A 16,157-nucleotide genomic window follows, 5' to 3' on the forward strand; every position below is an offset into this window, starting at 1 on the left:
CCGTTGCCGGAGCCGCCATTGCCGCCCCCGTTGCCAGGATTGCCGGGGTTGCCAGAGTTACCGCCGTTGCCGCCGCCGTTGCCGGAACCGCCATTGCCAGGGTTGCCGGGGTTGCCAGGGTTACCGCCGTTGCCGCCGCCGTTGCCGGAGCCGCCATCGCCGCCCCCGTTGCCAGGATTGCCGGGGTTGCCAGCGTTACCGCCGTTGCCGGGGTTGCCCGAACTGCCGTTGCCAGCGCCGCCGTTGGCGACCCCGCCGCCCGGACTGCCCGGATTGCCGTTGCCTGTTCCAACCGACCCATTGGCGCCCGAACCGGTCGCTACAGGCGGGGCCGATCCGTTGCCGCCTTGGGCAGAGCTTGCTCCGCTACCGGTGGATGTCGCCGCAGAATTCCCAGAGGAGGTGCTTGCCGTCTGGGCCGATGTTGTCGCCGTAACGGCTATAGGACTGCTGGATGTCGCGGTCGTCCCGCTCGTGGCCGCTGGCGCCGTCGCAGGCGGGTTCTGGACCAGACCATCGGTCAAGGCCTCGTAGTCCAGGTTCGGCGCCGCAACGGGAGCCGCTTCCGTCGGAACCGCAGCGGCCGGCGTGGAAACCTCGACGCTGGTCGGTTGCTGGCGCGGAACCAGGGCTGTGGCGCCCGCCGCCACGTCGCTGACGGCGTTGCCGTTATTGGCGCGGACTTCGACCAGACCTTCTGCGACATGCACGCGGTCGCCCATGGGATCGACGGTGACCGTAAATGTCGTCCCCTTCACCACGGCGGCAAGCAGGGGCGTTTCCACGCGGAAGTGCGGTTGCCGCTGCCGATCGACCTGGAAAAGGGCCGAGCCGAGGTCCTGCAAAACCCGTGTCATGCCGCCGACTTCGGGCGCCAGTGTGGTGCGACTGTTCGGCCCTACCACGACCCTCTGCTGACCGTTCGTGATCATCGCGCGGCCGTTTCCGCCTGTCGTGACGCTGGTTCCCGTCGGTAATACCTGCCCAACCGAGCCGTTGGCAGCGGGCCGCGCCGGTATGGCCACGCGAACAACGCCCGCGACTTCCCTGATGCGCCATTCATCCGCCAGAGCCTGGGTCGGGTAGCGCACGAAGAAGAAGAGGACCGCGAAGAATATTGCGTATCGATTGGCCAACACAGGCTCCACACATTCTGTTTGATGTTCTGGATATCAGGACGTGCCTGCCAAGCCCTTAACTGGCGATATTAACACGATTTTTAACCCAAACGCCGTAAGTGGCCTCCTGTGTCTGGAGAACAGCGTGCGTCATATTTTTTCGACTTCATGGTTAAGAACAATCACTGTCCTTTGGGGGATGGCGGCGGTGCTGACCATGGCTGTCGCGGGACCGGTTCGCGCGGACGCTGAGCCGGCCTCGACGCCGGACGCCGGATGCGCCGGATGTCTGATCCTGACCAGCATGCTGATCCAGGGGGTGAGCGCCTATCCGCTCGCCGATCTCGCCGACACCTATGACCAGCAGTTGGCGCGGCGCGTCTCGGTGGATGATCTGGTGCAGTCGGCCAATGCGATCACAGCCCGTTATCGCAACGACGGATATTTTCTGACCCGCGCCGTCGTCGCCGAGACCGACCCCGCCATCGGCGCCGCCCGCATCGTCGTGTTCGAGGGCTATATCTCGGAACTGAAACTGACCGGCGATGGCGCACGCGCCGTCGAACCGATCCTGAAGCCTTTGGTGAACCAGCGCCCCCTGACCGTCGGCGAACTGGATCGCCGCCTCTCCCTGGCGTCCGACGTGCCCGGGGTCAAACTGACCAGCCGCATTGAGCCGATCATCGGCGACCCGGCGCAACACCGCCTGGTGGTCGAGACGGAAATGACCTCGGGCAGCGCCGGCGTGTATGCCGACAATCGCGGTTCCGAAACCCAGGGTCCGTGGCAAGTCTACCTGTCCGGCGCCCGCAACTCGACATTCATAGCCGGCGACCAGATCACATTGGGCGTGCTGACGGTGCCGGATCGTCCTGACGAACTCACCTATATCGATGCGTCCTACTCTGTCGTCGCGCCCGGAGGCGGCCGCATCCGCTTTGGCGTATCGGGCTATGAGACGGATGCGCCGCTTCAGAACGCATCGGGCTGGGTCGGGGGGAGCAGCCGCATGGCCTCGGTCACGCTCTCGCATCCTTTGGTCCGTTCGCGCGACAAGAACCTCTGGCTCAATGCGGGACTGGATGTCCGTCGCGTCGAGCAAAACTACGTCGCCACGGGTCGCGCCGACGAGACCCTGACCGTGGCACGGGTATCTATGGCGGGACAGCGGCGTTACAGTCCCGGCTGGATGGCCGGCTCGGTTCAGCTGTCAAAAGGGATCGACGCCTTTGGCGCCACGACCGAGCGTTCGCCGCTGAATACGCGCTACGACGCGACGGGCGAGTTCTTCAAGGTCAACGCCCAGGTCAGCGCCTATCGCGATCTCAGCAAGTATGTCGGCGTCTATGTCGAGGCCTCAGGCCAATGGTCGGACGACGCCTTGCTCAGCTCCGAAGAGTTCTTCGTCGGCGGCCCGACCTACGGCCGGGCGTATGACTATGGCGAAGCCAGCGGCGACAAGGCCGTCGCCGGGATGATTGAGGCGCGGGTCGGATATGATCCCAAGGGCGACCTTATCACCTTCGCTCAGGCTTTCGCCTTCTTCGACACCGCCAAGGTGTGGAACAAGACGCCTGGTCGCGACTGGTCCGAACAGCTGACGTCTGCCGGCGTCGGTTCACGCATCACCTTCGACCGCAAGGCCACCCTGCGCATCGAGTTCGCCAAACCCCTGTCCCGTGCGCCCTACAACCAACCTGACAAAGGCTGGCGCACCTTCGTGTCGTTGTCGAAACAGTTCTAGGCGCGCACAGAAGCCCTCGCGATGCGCTGCAGCGGATCGCGAGGCGGCCCGCCTAAAATTGGCGTCACGTTTGCAGTCGTATTGTTTGGAAGAAGTGGCGCACCCGGAGCGATTCGAACGCCCGACCCTCAGATTCGTAGTCTGATGCTCTATCCAGCTGAGCTACGGGTGCGGCTGCCTTGCGGCGAGGGCGGGTCTTTAGCCGGTGGATCGGGCGGACGCAAGCGGGGGAATGCAGTTTCTGCGTCTGAAGCGGTTGGCGTGGCGGCTGCGACGGCTTAGGCCTGTGGGACGCTCCCCTGCTTTCGGATATTCCATGCGTTTCTTCCGTCGCCAGATCGCCGCTGTGCTGGTTCCCGTCCTCCTGGCGGGATGCCAGACCGCGACAGACATCCACGGCGCGCCCTCGCCGATGACAGCGTCGCCGCCGGCCGTGTCGGCCCCATCACCTGCTGCATCGCCCGCTCGGGGGCCGTTCGTGGCGGCGGCGAATCCGCTGGCGGTCGAGGCGGGGATGACCGTGCTCCGGCGCGGCGGATCGGCCGTGGATGCGGCGGTGGCGATCCAGGCGGTTCTGGGTCTGGTGGAGCCGCAGTCGTCGGGCCTGGGGGGCGGAGCCTTTCTGATGAGCTATGACGCCGAGACCGGGACCGTCACGGCCTATGACGGGCGCGAGACGGCGCCGGCCTCAGCGACGCCCGAACTGTTCTATGAGGACGGCAAACCCCTGCCCTTCATCGACGCAGTGCTGTCGGGCCGCTCGACCGGGGCGCCGGGGGCGGTGGCCATGCTGGCGATGGCGCAGAAGGATCATGGAAAGTTGGCCTGGCGCGATCTGTTCGGGGACGCCGAACGGCTGGCGCGCGACGGGTTCACCGTCAGCCCGCGTCTGGCCGGCATGATCAATGGACGCTATCCCCAAGCGCGGACGCGTTGGGCCAGCGCCTATTTCACCAAGCCGGACGGCATGCGGTATCAGGCGGGCGATACGTTAAAGAACCCCGCCTACGCCGACACCGTCGCGCGACTGGCGCAGCAGGGGCCGGGCGTCGTCTATGGCGGGCCGATCGGGCGCGACATCGCGGCGGCGGTTCGCGAAGGACCGCGTCCCGGCGGTCTGACCGAGGCGGACATCGCCGGCTATCGACCACTTCGCCGCGACGCCCTTTGCCGGCCCTATCAGGCCTATGTGATCTGCGTGCCGCCGCCGCCGTCCAGCGGGGTGGCGTTGCTGCAGTTCCTGGCCATGGCCGAGGCGACGCCCGATCTGGACAAGGGGGCCAGGAGCCCTGAGGCCTGGGTCGCGTTCGGGCGGTTGCAGCGGCTGATGTATGGCGACCGGGACCGATACATCGGCGACAACGACTTCGTCGGCGTGCCGATCGCCGGGCTTCTGGATCGCGACTATGTCGCGTCGCGCGCGGCCCTGGCCCCGCAGGTGAACGGCCCGGTCGAGGCCGGCGCCCCGACGGGATCGCCGCCGCGCGGGGTCGATCAGACGGCCGAGCCGGGCGGCACCTCGCACATGGTCGTGGTGGACGCCTGGGGGAATGCGGTCAGCATGACCACGACGGTCGAGAGCATCTTCGGCAATGGCCGGATGGTCGACGGCTTCTTCCTGAACAACCAGCTGACGGATTTCTCCTTCACGCCGCAGGAGGACGGACATCCGGCCGCCAATGCCGTGGCGGCGGGCAAGCGGCCGCGCTCGTCGATGACGCCGGTGCTGATCCTGGATCGTCAGGGGCGACTGGTCGGCGCAATCGGCTCGCCAGGCGGATCCAGCATCCTGGCCTATGTCGCAAAGGCCCTGGTCGGCACGATGGACTGGGGCCTGTCGATGCAGCAGGCGATCGCCCTGCCCAATCTGGTGGTGCGGGGCGAGATGGTCGGGGCCGACACCGACATGATCGCGCCGGATATCCGCGACGCCCTGGCGGCGGCGGGCATGGCCCTGAGGCCCAACGCCACCGAGACCTCGGGCCTGCATGGCGCGATCTGGCGCGACGGGCGCTGGGACGGAGGCGCCGACCCGCGTCGCGAGGGCGTGGCGCTCTCGGAGATTCGTTAAAGGCTCAGCGGCCGGGACGGATCGACAGCTGGAAGGCCAGCAGGCCTTCGCTGACGTCGGTGTCCAGACCGTTCATGCCGCGCAGACCCTTGCCGGCGTCGATCTCGCGATAGACGACGCCAAACGACGTCTGCATGTCGCCCTTGCGATAGGCCACGCCGATCGAGGCGTCGCCCAGGAAGCTGCCCTTGTCCTGGGTATAGCCGGAGCGCGCGTAGTCGCCGTCGCGGGTGCGGGCGAAGTTGTAGCCGACGGCTCTGCCGGATCCGGCGGCATACAGATACCAGCGCGGCCGCTCGCCGAACCGCTCGCGGCCGTTGGGGGCCAGACGATCCAGACCCTCGCCGATCTTGAGCGTGACGCCAGCCTCGGCCGAACGGCCTTCGCTGCCGACGCCCAGGCCCGCGTGGGGCGTCAGGCTGACCTCCAGGCCCGAGGCGGTATGACCGCGTGCGCCTCGGAAACCGCGCACATAGCGCAGGTCATAGGCGTCGGGGTCCAGTTCGGCCCGATCGACGGGCGTGACTGGCAGGGGCGAGCCGTCGGCACGGCGCAGACGACCGGCGGTCTCGAGCGTCACCCGGTCGGTGAAGTCGGTGCGATCAATCCAGACGTCGTTGCGCGTGCTGGCGGACAGGCCGGATCGGTCGTCGGAACGGAAGGCGGTCGGGATTTCGATCTGGGCGCCGAACCGGGCGTCAGGTGCTACGCGGAAACTCGTCTGTTCAGTCAGGCGCGCCTCGACATCAGGCGAGGCGTCGAAGGCGTTGGGGGCCCAGGTCTGTGCGCAGGCGGCGCTCGCGCCGGCCATAGCCAACACGCCCCCAAAGCCGACAATGCAGGCCTTTAATCGCATCCGGTCTCCCCACCGATCCGCTGGACACACACTGCAACCCTCAGGCGCAAGAGTCCAACGGCTTTTGGTCATGGTTTCGTCGCTTTTGAACGAGGACGACCAGCAGCGGTTCCCAAACGAAAAAGGGCCCCGCTGTCGCGGAGCCCTTCGGGTCGTTTGGTGCAGATGGCCTTATTGGCAGGCCAGGCACTCGTCGTAGTCGGTCTTGGGTAGGGAGAAGAGATCCGGCTGATTGGGATCGATCACCTCTTCCGCCTTGTCCTCGGCGCCTGCGAAGGCGGCGCGCTGCACCGACTTAGAGCGTAGATAGTAGAGCGATTTCACGCCGCGTTCCCAGGCGGACCAGTGCAGCATGTGCAAGTCCCATTTGTTCACGTCGCCGGGGATGAACAGGTTCAGCGACTGGGCCTGGCAGATTTCCGGCGCGCGGTCGGCGGCCAGTTCGATCACCCAGCGCTGGTCCAGTTCGAAGGCGGTCTTGAACACGCCCTTCTCGTCCTCGTTCAGGGCGTCGAGGTGCTGAACCGAACCTTCGTTCTCCAGGATGGAGCTCCACACCGCCTCGGTGTTGATGCCCTTTTCGTCGAGCAGGCGCTCCAGATAGGGGTTCTTGACCGCGAACGAGCCCGACAGGGTCTTGTGGGTGTAGATGTTGGCCGGGATCGGCTCGATGCCGGCGGACGTGCCGCCGCAGATGATCGAGATCGAGGCGGTCGGGGCGATGGCCAGCTTGTGGCTGAACCGCTCCATCACGCCGCGTTCCTCAGCGTCCAGGCACGGGCCCTTCTCTTCGGCCAGCAGGCGGCTAGCCTTGTCGGCCTCGCGACGCAGATGCTTGAACAGACGCATGTTCCACGACTTGGCCATGGCGCTTTCGAAGGCCACGCCCTGCCCCTGCAGGAAGGAGTGGAAGCCCATCAGGCCCAGACCCACCGAACGCTCGCGCTTGGCCGAATAGACGGCGGCGGCCATGGCGGACGGGGCGCGGCGGATGAAGTCCTCCAGCACATTGTCCAGGAACCGCATCAAATCCTCGACGAAGCGCGGCTCCTCGCGCCATTCCAAGAAGGTCTCGGCGTTGACCGACGACAGGCAGCAGACGGCGGTCCGGTCCACGCCGAGGTGGTCGCGGCCGGTGTGCAGCATGATCTCGGCGCACAGGTTCGACTGTTTGACCTTCAGGCCCAGGTCGCGCTGGTGCGGCGCCATCTGGCGGTTCACCGTGTCCGAGAAGATCAGATAGGGCTCGCCGGTCTGCATGCGGATGTCGAGCAGCTTGGTCCACAGCGAACGGGCGTCGACGGTCTTCATGACCGCGCCGTCCTTGGGCGACTTCAGATCGAAGGTTCCGCCGACCTTGACGGCCTCCATGAATTCGTCGGTGACGTTGATGCCGTGGTGCAGGTTCAGGGACTTGCGATTGAAGTCGCCCGACGGTTTGCGGATCTCCAGGAACTCTTCAATTTCCGGGTGGTGGATGTCCAGATAGACGGCGGCCGAACCGCGGCGCAGCGAACCCTGGCTGATCGCCAGCGTCAGGCTGTCCATCACGCGGATGAAGGGGATGATGCCCGAGGTCTTGCCCGCGCCCTTCACCTTTTCGCCGATGGAGCGTACGCCGCCCCAATAGGTGCCGATGCCGCCGCCGTTCGAGGCCAGGGCCACGTTCTCGTTCCAGACGTTCTGGATGCCGTCCAGGCTGTCGCCCACCGCGTTCAGGAAGCAGGAGATGGGCAGGCCGCGATCCGCGCCGCCATTCGACAGGACCGGGGTCGCCGGCATGAACCACAGGCGGCTCATATAGTCATACAGGCGCTGGGCGTGTTCGGCGTCGTCCGAGAAGGCGGTCGAGACCCGCGCGAACATGTCCTGATAGCTTTCGCCCGGCAGCAGATAGCGATCTTCCAGCGTCTTCTTGCCGAAGTCGGTCAGCAGATCGTCGCGCGAGCGGTCAACCTGGACCGATTTGACCACGGTCAGGTGGGGGCGCTCCGGCGTCGGCGTCGCCGCAACGCCTTGGAATTCCGTCGTCTTCAATGCCTCGCCGCCAGCCATGGTCATCTGCGTCCTGAACAAAAAATCGTTTGAGCCGCCCGCGCCGCGACCACATCATCTTGTGGCCTCTGCGCTCCCCGAGCCCACATATAGGGCGCATATGCCTAATGACCCGTCAACGGGTTGACGCCGACCATTGTGGGCGAATCGGTTGGACAAGTCCCAGCCGTCTGGGGAAAAGCCCGCGTGCAAGCCAGCACGTCCGTTTTGCGCGCCTGCGACAGCGTGATCACGAACGCGTGATCGGAACGACTGCCCAGCTTGGCCGTTGGCTCGCCCATGACGCTTTCTGACTTACGCGCCTTTTTGATACGCGCCCTGACGGTCGCCCGCACGGAGATCGCCGCGCTTCTGGCCCTGCTGGTCGTCGCCGGCGGCGTTCTGACCTTCGCCGGGCTTGCCGATGAGATGACTGAGGGCGAGGGCCAGGCCTTCGATCTTCATGTCCTGGCGCTGATGCGGCCCTATGCCGACGATCCCCGCCGGCCGTGGGGGCCGTGGTGGCTAAAGGAGGCGGCGGCGGACATCACCTCGCTGGGCGGCATCTCTGTGCTAAGTCTGTTCGCCCTGATCGTGATCGTCTTCCTGCTGAGCCAGCGGAAATGGCTGTCGTCCCTGCTGCTGGTCATTGGCCTGGCCGGCGGCGTCGCGCTGTCGGAAGGCCTGAAGGCGGTGTTCGAACGCGCCCGCCCCCCTGCCGCCGCTCAGGCGGTGGAGACGATCAACGCCAGCTTCCCCTCCGGCCACGCCCTCTTGTCCACCGTCTTCTATCTCAGCGTCGCCGTCATGCTGACCCGCGCCTTCCCGCGCGAGCGGTTCAAGGTCTTCGTGCTGGGCGTCGGCATTCTGCTGGCCCTGCTGGTCGGGCTGACGCGCATCTATCTGGGCGCCCACTGGGCCACCGACGTCTTCGCCGGCTGGGCGGTCGGCGCGGCCTGGGCCATGGCCCTGTGGCTGGTCGCCTATGGGGTGGCGCGCTGGCAGAAGCGTCACCGCGCGGCGCTGCAGGACGAAGCCTCCCCGATCGAAGCCGCGCCCGACCCGACCAAAGTCTAGGCCCGCGATCAGCCTCGCGGCAGGCTAGTTTGGCGACATGACGGAGACGCACGCCATGGACCACGCCGCCCTCTACGCCGAACGCCTGAAGACCCCCGGCCAGGCCGCCGCCCTGATCGTCTCGGGCGCCAAGGTCGCCATGGGGCTCGGCGTGTCCCAGCCGCCCGCCCTGCTCAAAGCCTTGGCCGAACGGGCCGAGCGCGGCGAGGTCGAGGATGTGAACCTCTACTATCTGCTCTCGACCGCCATCGCGGGGGACACGGTGCTGCGCTATGAGCTGATGGACCGAATCCGCCCCTGGAGCCTGTTCCACAGCGCCATCGAACGCCGGCTGGAACAGCGCGCGCACGAGGAGGGCCGCCCCAACCCCGTGCAGTTCATCCCCACAGGCTTTCAGCAGTCGCCCCGCCTGTTGTGCGACGAGGTCAAGGTGGACACGCTGATCTGCACCGTCTCGCCGATGGATGCGGAGGGCTTCTTCTCGTTCGGGACCAACACCGACTACGCCAAGCCGGTGTCGCAGACGGCCCGGACGGTGATCGTCGAGGTCAATCCGCACATGCCGCGCGTGTTCGGCGACTGCACCATCCATGTGTCCCAGGTCGCCGGCATCCTCGAACATGCCGCGCCCCTGCTGGTCGTGCCGCGCGCCGAGCCTCAGCCGGCGGACCTGGCCATCGGCCGCATCATCGCCGGCCTGGTCGAGGACGGGGCGACGCTTCAGATGGGGATCGGCGCCCTGCCCAACGCCGTGTGCGACGCCCTGATGGACCACCGCGATCTGGGCGTTCACACCGAGATGCTGACGCCCGGCCTGGTCGAGCTGATGCAGGCCGGCGTGGCCAACCACGCCCGCAAGACCCTGCATCCGGGCGTGGGCGTCTTCGCCTTCTCGATGGGCGACCTCAACACCTATGAATTCCTGGACGGCAATCGCGGCATGGTGGCCCATCCGGTCTCCTATGTGAACGACCCGGCCGTGATCGCGCGCAATGCGAAGATGATCTCGGTCAACGCGACGCTTCAGATCGACCTGACCGGCGCCTGCTGCTCGGAGTTTCTGAACGGGCGCCAGTTCACGGCCGCCGGGGGCCAGCTTGACTTCGTGCGCGGCGCCTATGGATCGGAGGGCGGCAAGTCGATCATCGCCTGTCATTCCACGGCGGCGAAGGGGACTGCCTCTCGCATCGTCGCCCGTCTGGACGGGCCGGTCACCACGCCACGCAACGACACCCACATCGTCGCCACCGAACACGGTTGGACCAATCTGAAGGGCAAGTCATCCAGCGAACGCGCCCGCGCCCTGATCGCCCTGGCCGCGCCCGAGTTTCGCGACGGCCTGACGGCGGCGGCGCGCGAGCAGGGTCTGATCTGACACCGCTCTTGATCTCGGGCCGTCTGTCGGGGCTTCTGGCGTCATGAAGACCGTCCGCCTTCTGGCCCTGCTGTCCCTGCTCGTCGCCGCGCCTGTCAGCGCGAGGGCGGCGCAAGGCGCCTATGCCACCGATGGCGACTGCGGCGGCCGCCCGATGACCACCGTGCGCATGGCGCCCGGCTATTGCCTGGGACTGGTCTGGCAGGGCGCGGGGGCCGAGGGACCGCGAATGCCGCGCGGCCTGCTGGCGCTATCGAACGGCGACTGGTTGGTGACGGATCTCGGCAACTGGTATCCGGGCAATGGCGCGATCTGGCGGCTGTCGTTCGGCCCCGACGGTGCGCCGCGCTGGAGACGACTGGCCCAGGGGCTGAACATGCCGCACACGGCGGCGCGCGGGCCGGACGGGCGCATCTATGTGTCCGAGATGAACCGCATCCTGATGCTGGACCCCGACGCGGCCGATCCGGCGGCGACGGTGCGCACCGTGATCGGAGACTTGCCCGATAACCGGCTGCACGCCAATCGCCACCCGCTGTCCAGCTTCGTCTTCGACGCGAACGGCGACCTGCTGGTCAATGTCGGCGCGCCCAGCGACCGCTGTGTGGATGCGCGGGGCAGAGCGCGCGCCAATGCGGCGGGGGCCTGCATCGACAGCGCGACGACAGCCCAGGTGCGGCGCCACGCCTATCTGGGAAACGGCCGCTGGGCCGAGGACAGCACCGTCTTCGCCTCGGGCCTGCGCAACTCCATCGCCCTCGTGCGGCACCCGTCGGGCACGATCCTGCAAGGCGAGAACTCGGTCGACCTGACCACGCCCGACCATCCCTATGACGAGATCAATGTCCTGCGTCAGGGCGGCCATTACGGCTGGCCCTATTGCGTCGATCTGGCGACGCCGCTGCCGGGCTGGAGCGCGGCGCAGGCGCGATGCAGCCAGCGCGACCGCCCGGTCGCCCTGCTGCCGCCCCACGCCGCGCCGCTGGACCTGATCTATTACGATGGGGCGATGTTCCCCGGACTGCGCGGCCGGCTGCTGATGAGCTGGCACGGCTATCGTCGCGCGGGCGGCCGGATCGTGGCGGCGGAGACGGACGGCGAGGGCCGCCCCCTGACCGATATCGGCGGCCGCTACGCCATCTATCCGCGCGACGCCCTGTCCTATCCCGCCGGCGCGCCCAGCCTACGCGGCAAGGTGCTGACGCCGGGCTGGGACACGGTCGCAGGCCGTCAGCCGCGCGGCGCGCCGGTCGTGCTGGCCGTCGCCGCCGACGGATCGATCTGGGTCACGGACGACCGAAACCGGGCGATCCTCAGGATCGCCCGGTCGGACAAGACGCCCTAGCTCTTGCGCGCGTCGCGCTTAGCCAGGACGCGCAGGCGCAGGGCGTTCAGCTTGATGAAGCCGGCCGCGTCCTTATGGTCATAGGCCTGGACGCCTTCTTCGAAGGTCACCAGGTCCTGATCGTACAGGCTGTTGGGGCTTTCGCGGCCGATGACCGAGACATTGCCCTTGTACAGCTTGACCTTGACCGTGCCGGAGACGTTTTCCTGGCTCTTGTCGATGGCGGCCTGCAGCATCTCGCGCTCGGGCGAGAACCAGAAGCCGTTATAGATCAGCTCGGCGTATTTCGGCATCAGCTGGTCCTTCAGGTGCATGGAGCCGCCGTCCAGGGTGATGCTTTCGATGCCGCGGTGCGCCGCGATCAGGATGGTCCCGCCTGGGGTCTCATAGACGCCGCGCGACTTCATGCCGACGAAACGGTTCTCGACCAGGTCCAGGCGACCGATGCCGTTGTCGTGGCCATACTGGTTCAGGGCGGTCAGGATCGTGGCGGGCGACATGGCCTCGCCGTTGATCGAGACGGCGTCGCCCTTTTCGAAACCGATCTCGATGATGGTCGCCACGTCCGGCGCGTCCTCAGGCGCGATCGTGCGCTGGTGGACGAACTCGGGCGCCTCGACCGCCGGGTCTTCCAGAACCTTGCCCTCGGACGAGGAGTGCAGAAGGTTGGCGTCGACGCTGAAGGGCGCCTCGCCGCGCTTGTCCTTGGCGATGGGGATCTGGTTCTTTTCGGCGAAGTCCAGCAGGGCCTCGCGGCTGCGGAACTCCCACTCGCGCCACGGCGCGATGACGCGGATGTCGGGCTCAAGCGCATAGTAGCCCAGCTCGAACCGGACCTGATCGTTGCCCTTGCCGGTCGCGCCGTGACAAACGGCGTCGGCGCCGACCTGACGCGCGATCTCGATCTGGCGCTTGGAGATCAGGGGCCGGGCGATGGAGGTGCCCAGCAGGTAGTCGCCCTCATACTGGGCGTTGGCGCGGAACATGGGGAAGACGAAGTCGCGCACGAACTCTTCGCGCAGGTCGTCGATGAAGATGTTCTCGGGCTTGATGCCCAGCTTCAGCGCCTTCTCGCGCGCCGGGCCCAACTCTTCGCCCTGGCCCAGGTCGGCGGTGAAGGTCACCACCTCGGCGTTATATTCGGTCTGGAGCCACTTCAGGATGATCGAGGTGTCCAGCCCGCCCGAATAGGCGAGGACGACTTTCTTGACGGGCTTGTCGGCGAGGGCGGACATGGCGGCTCTTTCAGCAAGGGGCGGTCAGTCGGGGAGTTGACGCGCGCATAAGACCGGGGGTCCGGCGATGCAACCTTTTCCGGGTCGCGCGGGGGAGAACATGAACCTTTCGTCATGTTTCATTCCGTCGCGTTGCCAGACCGCAGACCGGCGTTATGGTCCCCTCCAACTGCAATCCCGAGGATATCGCATGCGCCGCACTGGCTCTCTCGTCGCCGCCGCCGCCCTTCTGGCGGTTTCAACGCCTGTCTGGGCCTCCGTGGCCGCCGCACCCGCTGCCCAGGCCGCCGGTCAGGCCGCCGCGCCCGCCGTCCAGGCCGCGCCGGTGTCGCAGCTGATCAACGAAGTCGACATCCCCTACACCAAGTTCACCCTCGACAACGGACTGACCGTCCTGGTCCACGAGGATCACAAGGCCCCCGTCGTCGCCGTCTCCGTCTGGTACAATGTCGGCTCCAAGGACGAGCCGGCCGGTTCGACCGGCTTCGCCCACCTGTTTGAACACCTGATGTTTGGCGGGTCGGAGAACGCGCCGGGCTCCTATCTGGGTCGGATGCGCAATCTGGGACCGTCGAACCTGAACGGCACGACCTGGTTCGACCGCACCAACTATTTCGAGACCGTCCCGACGCCGGCGCTGGAACAGGCGCTGTTCCTGGAAAGCGACCGGATGGGCTATCTGCTCGGCGCAGTCGATCAGAAGGTGCTCGATCTGCAGCGCGGCGTGGTCCAGAACGAGAAGCGCCAAGGCGACAACCAGCCCTACGGCCTGTTCCAGTACGCCCAGCTGGAAGGCCTGTTCCCGGAAGGTCACCCCTACCGCCACTCGACTATCGGCTCGATGGCCGATCTGGACGCCGCCAGCCTGGAGACGGTGCGCAACTGGTTCCGCGAGAACTACGGCCCGAACAACGCCATCGTCGTGCTGTCGGGCGACATCAACGAGGCCGAGGCCCGGCCGTTGATGGAGAAATATTTCGGCGCCATCCCGCGCGGTCCGGTCAACGCGCCGGCTCAGGCCGACGTCCCCACCCTGGCCGCTCCAGTCAAGGAAGTGATGCACGATCGCGTCGCCAACACCCGCCTGACGCGCAGCTGGGCGGTGCCCGGCCTGCTGAGCGACGACGCCGTGCCCCTGTCGGTCGGAGCCGCGGTGCTGGGCGGACTCGCATCGTCGCGCCTGGATAACATCCTGGTCCGTGATGAACAGACTGCGGTCAACGTGAGCGCCTCCAACTCCGACTTCCACCGCGTCGGAATGTTCACGATCACGGCGGATGTGAAGCCCGGCGAGAACGCCGATGCGGTCGGCCGCCGCCTGGACGAAATCGTCGCGGACTTCATCCGTACCGGCCCGACCGAGGAGGAGGTCGCCCGCGTCGCGACCCGTTACGTGTCGGGACGCATCCAGAGCCTGGAACAGGTCAACGGCAAGGCCAACGTGCTCGCCGAAGGCCAGCTTTATGCGGGCGATCCGGACCATTACAAGAAGGAGCTGTCCCAGTACGCCTCGGTCACCCCGGCCCAGGTCCGCGACGCCATGCAGCGCTGGCTGACGCGTCCCGTGCTGGACATCACCATCGCGCCCGGCGAGCGCGAGGCTTATGAGGAAGCCGCAGCTGCGCCGGCGGGGGCCGCCCAAGCCGCTCCGGCAGCCGAGATCCAGCGCGTGTCGCGTCCGCCCATGCCCGAGATCGGCCAGGTGCCGGATCTGGACTTCCCTGCCGTGCAGCGCGCCACCCTGTCGAACGGCATCCAGGTCGTCTACGCCAATGTTGATACTGTTCCGGTGACCCGCGTGGGCATCGACTTCGACGCCGGCTTCGCCGCTGACCGTCCCGATCGTCTGGGAACCCAGGCGATGATGATCGACTTGCTGGACGAAGGCACCACGACCCGGAACGCCAACCAGCTGGCCGAGGAGGAGGAGCGTCTGGGCGCGTCTGTCAACGTCTCGGCCTCGATGGACCGCACGTCCGCCGACCTTTCGACGGTGACCGCCAACCTGGCGCCGTCGTTGACGCTGCTGGCCGACGTGGTCCGCAACCCGGCCTTCGCCCCGTCCGAGGTCGAGCGCCTCCGCGCCGCGCGCCTGTCGGGCCTGGCCAGCGAGAAGACCAACCCCGGCGCCATCGCCGCCCGCGCCCTGCCGCCGCTGATCTACGGCGCGAACAGCCCCTATGGCCGCTCCTTCACCGGAACCGGCGACGAGGCGACGATCGGCGCCCTGACGCGCGAGGAGCTCGAGGCCGCCCACGACACCTGGATCCGGCCCGACAACGCCACGATCTTCGTCGTCTCCGACCTGCCGCTCAGCCAGGTGACGCCGCAGCTGGAAGCCGCCTTCGGCGACTGGCGCGCACCGTCGATGCCCAAGGGGACCAAGGACTTCTCGGCCCCGATCCCGGCGCCGACCAATCGCATCGTCCTGATCGACCGTCCGCAGTCGCCCCAGTCGCTGATCTACGGCGGCGCGGTCCTGCCGGCGTCGGGCACCGACGACCTCCTCGCGCTGAACGCGGCCAATGTGACCCTGGGTTCGGACTTCCTGTCGCGGATCAACTCGGACCTGCGCGAGACCAAGGGCTGGTCCTATGGGGTGCGCGGCAACGTCAACACCCTGCAGCACCGCGTCCCCTACATCGTCAACGCCCCGGTGCAGGCGAACCGGACCGGCGAATCGATCGCCGCCCTGATCGCCCAGTACGACCGCTTCCTGAAGAGCGAGGGCGTGCAGCCGAACGAGCTGGAACGGACGATCAACGGCAACACCCGTTCGCTGGCCGGCGGGTTCGAAACCTCGGGCCAGATCCTGGGCGCCCTTCGTTCGAACGCCCTCTACAACCGGCCGGACGACTATCAGGCGACCCTGGCCAGCCGCACCCGAGCCCTGACGGCGGAACAGATGGACCAGGCCGCCCGCCAAGTCATCAAGCCCGACCAGTTCGTCTGGGTCGTGGTCGGTGACGCCTCGGTGGTCAAGCCGCAACTGGACGCCCTAGGCATCCCCGTGGAGGTCCGCGCGGCGGCCCCCGCCGCCCAATAGGGCGAGGACAGACCAGAACGACGGAGGCCCGGAGAGCGATCTCCGGGCCTTTTTCGTTTGCGACATTTTTCCTTCGTCATCCTCCGGCGACCCCCGCGAAAGCGGGGCGAGACCGGGGGACCCAGCGGCGCCGAAAGCGATGTATCGTCAGCGCGGTTCTTGAAATTGCATTCGCGACAGGTTCGCGCTCACGCGCGCCGCTGGGTCCCCCGGTCTGCGCCGCGATGCGGCTTGCCGGAGGATGACGAAAGGAATG

The 16,157-nt window shown here is 67.1% G+C and carries 10 protein-coding genes and 1 tRNA gene; 6 read left to right on the plus strand and 5 right to left on the minus strand.

Annotated features, from left to right (window positions below; genetic code table 11):
* The coding region (locus QRN13_RS11960; RefSeq protein ID WP_284878076.1) for a FecR domain-containing protein at positions 1–1,136 on the minus strand (1,136 nt) is incomplete at its 3' end.
* 199 nt (positions 1,137–1,335) lie between these two features.
* Here QRN13_RS11960 and QRN13_RS11965 point away from each other — a divergent pair.
* A complete protein-coding gene (locus QRN13_RS11965) occupies positions 1,336–2,862 on the plus strand; it encodes a ShlB/FhaC/HecB family hemolysin secretion/activation protein (protein ID WP_284878077.1) in 1,527 nt (508 codons plus the stop codon).
* A gap of 95 nt (positions 2,863–2,957) precedes the next feature.
* Here the strand turns inward: QRN13_RS11965 and QRN13_RS11970 are convergent.
* Positions 2,958–3,034 (minus strand) — tRNA-Arg (locus QRN13_RS11970).
* Positions 3,035–3,178: 144 nt separating this feature from the next.
* Between QRN13_RS11970 and QRN13_RS11975 the strand changes: the two genes are divergently transcribed.
* Complete coding sequence (locus QRN13_RS11975; RefSeq protein ID WP_284878078.1) at positions 3,179–4,933, plus strand: gamma-glutamyltransferase family protein; 1,755 nt, start codon at positions 3,179–3,181, stop codon at positions 4,931–4,933.
* A 4-nt stretch (positions 4,934–4,937) separates the two neighbouring features.
* On the opposite strand, the gene QRN13_RS11980 is transcribed toward QRN13_RS11975, so the two are convergent.
* Positions 4,938–5,744, minus strand: a complete 807-nt coding sequence (locus QRN13_RS11980) for a lipid A-modifier LpxR family protein (protein ID WP_197458399.1) — start codon at positions 5,742–5,744, stop codon at positions 4,938–4,940.
* A 216-nt stretch (positions 5,745–5,960) separates the two neighbouring features.
* Entirely contained in the window at positions 5,961–7,850 is a 1,890-nt protein-coding gene (locus tag QRN13_RS11985; RefSeq protein WP_066553809.1) for a ribonucleoside-diphosphate reductase subunit alpha, read from the minus strand.
* 273 nt (positions 7,851–8,123) lie between these two features.
* Here QRN13_RS11985 and QRN13_RS11990 point away from each other — a divergent pair, with 273 nt between their 5' ends.
* The 3 genes from QRN13_RS11990 to QRN13_RS12000 are packed head-to-tail and all read left to right on the plus strand — an operon-like array spanning position 8,124 to position 11,620.
* Complete coding sequence (locus QRN13_RS11990) at positions 8,124–8,900, plus strand: phosphatase PAP2 family protein (RefSeq protein ID WP_284878079.1); 777 nt, start codon at positions 8,124–8,126, stop codon at positions 8,898–8,900.
* Positions 8,901–8,937: 37 nt separating this feature from the next.
* Entirely contained in the window at positions 8,938–10,275 is a 1,338-nt protein-coding gene (locus QRN13_RS11995) for an acetyl-CoA hydrolase/transferase family protein (protein WP_284878080.1), read from the plus strand.
* Positions 10,276–10,318: 43 nt separating this feature from the next.
* Entirely contained in the window at positions 10,319–11,620 is a 1,302-nt protein-coding gene (locus QRN13_RS12000) for a PQQ-dependent sugar dehydrogenase (protein ID WP_284878081.1), read from the plus strand.
* Here QRN13_RS12000 and QRN13_RS12005 read toward each other — a convergent pair.
* On the minus strand, positions 11,617–12,855 hold the full coding sequence (locus QRN13_RS12005) for an argininosuccinate synthase (protein ID WP_284878082.1): 1,239 nt from the start codon (positions 12,853–12,855) through the stop codon (positions 11,617–11,619). The two genes, QRN13_RS12000 and QRN13_RS12005, sit on opposite strands and share 4 nt — an antisense overlap.
* Positions 12,856–13,045: 190 nt before the next feature.
* On the opposite strand from QRN13_RS12005, the gene QRN13_RS12010 reads away from it, so the two are divergent.
* Positions 13,046–15,901 carry a M16 family metallopeptidase gene (locus QRN13_RS12010; protein WP_284878083.1) on the plus strand — a complete coding sequence of 952 codons (2,856 nt, stop codon included), beginning with the start codon at positions 13,046–13,048 and terminating at the stop codon, positions 15,899–15,901.
* Positions 15,902–16,157: the final 256 nt, after the last annotated feature.

It is taken from the genome of Brevundimonas sp. MEB006b, from assembly GCF_030209705.1.
Taxonomy (GTDB): Bacteria; Pseudomonadota; Alphaproteobacteria; order Caulobacterales; family Caulobacteraceae; genus Brevundimonas.

Excerpts from the sequence above, each read along its gene's own strand:
- QRN13_RS11965 (WP_284878077.1), top strand. The coding sequence starts at position 1,336 with ATGGCTGTCGCGGGACCGGTTCGCGCGGACGCTGAGCCGGCCTCGACG.
- QRN13_RS11975 (WP_284878078.1), top strand. The coding sequence starts at position 3,179 with ATGCGTTTCTTCCGTCGCCAGATCGCCGCTGTGCTGGTTCCCGTCCTC.
- QRN13_RS11980 (WP_197458399.1), bottom strand. The coding sequence starts at position 5,744 with ATGGCCGGCGCGAGCGCCGCCTGCGCACAGACCTGGGCCCCCAACGCC.
- QRN13_RS11985 (WP_066553809.1), bottom strand. The coding sequence starts at position 7,850 with ATGACCATGGCTGGCGGCGAGGCATTGAAGACGACGGAATTCCAAGGC.
- QRN13_RS11990 (WP_284878079.1), top strand. The coding sequence starts at position 8,124 with ATGACGCTTTCTGACTTACGCGCCTTTTTGATACGCGCCCTGACGGTC.
- QRN13_RS11995 (WP_284878080.1), top strand. The coding sequence starts at position 8,938 with ATGACGGAGACGCACGCCATGGACCACGCCGCCCTCTACGCCGAACGC.
- QRN13_RS12000 (WP_284878081.1), top strand. The coding sequence starts at position 10,319 with ATGAAGACCGTCCGCCTTCTGGCCCTGCTGTCCCTGCTCGTCGCCGCG.
- QRN13_RS12005 (WP_284878082.1), bottom strand. The coding sequence starts at position 12,855 with ATGTCCGCCCTCGCCGACAAGCCCGTCAAGAAAGTCGTCCTCGCCTAT.
- QRN13_RS12010 (WP_284878083.1), top strand. The coding sequence starts at position 13,046 with ATGCGCCGCACTGGCTCTCTCGTCGCCGCCGCCGCCCTTCTGGCGGTT.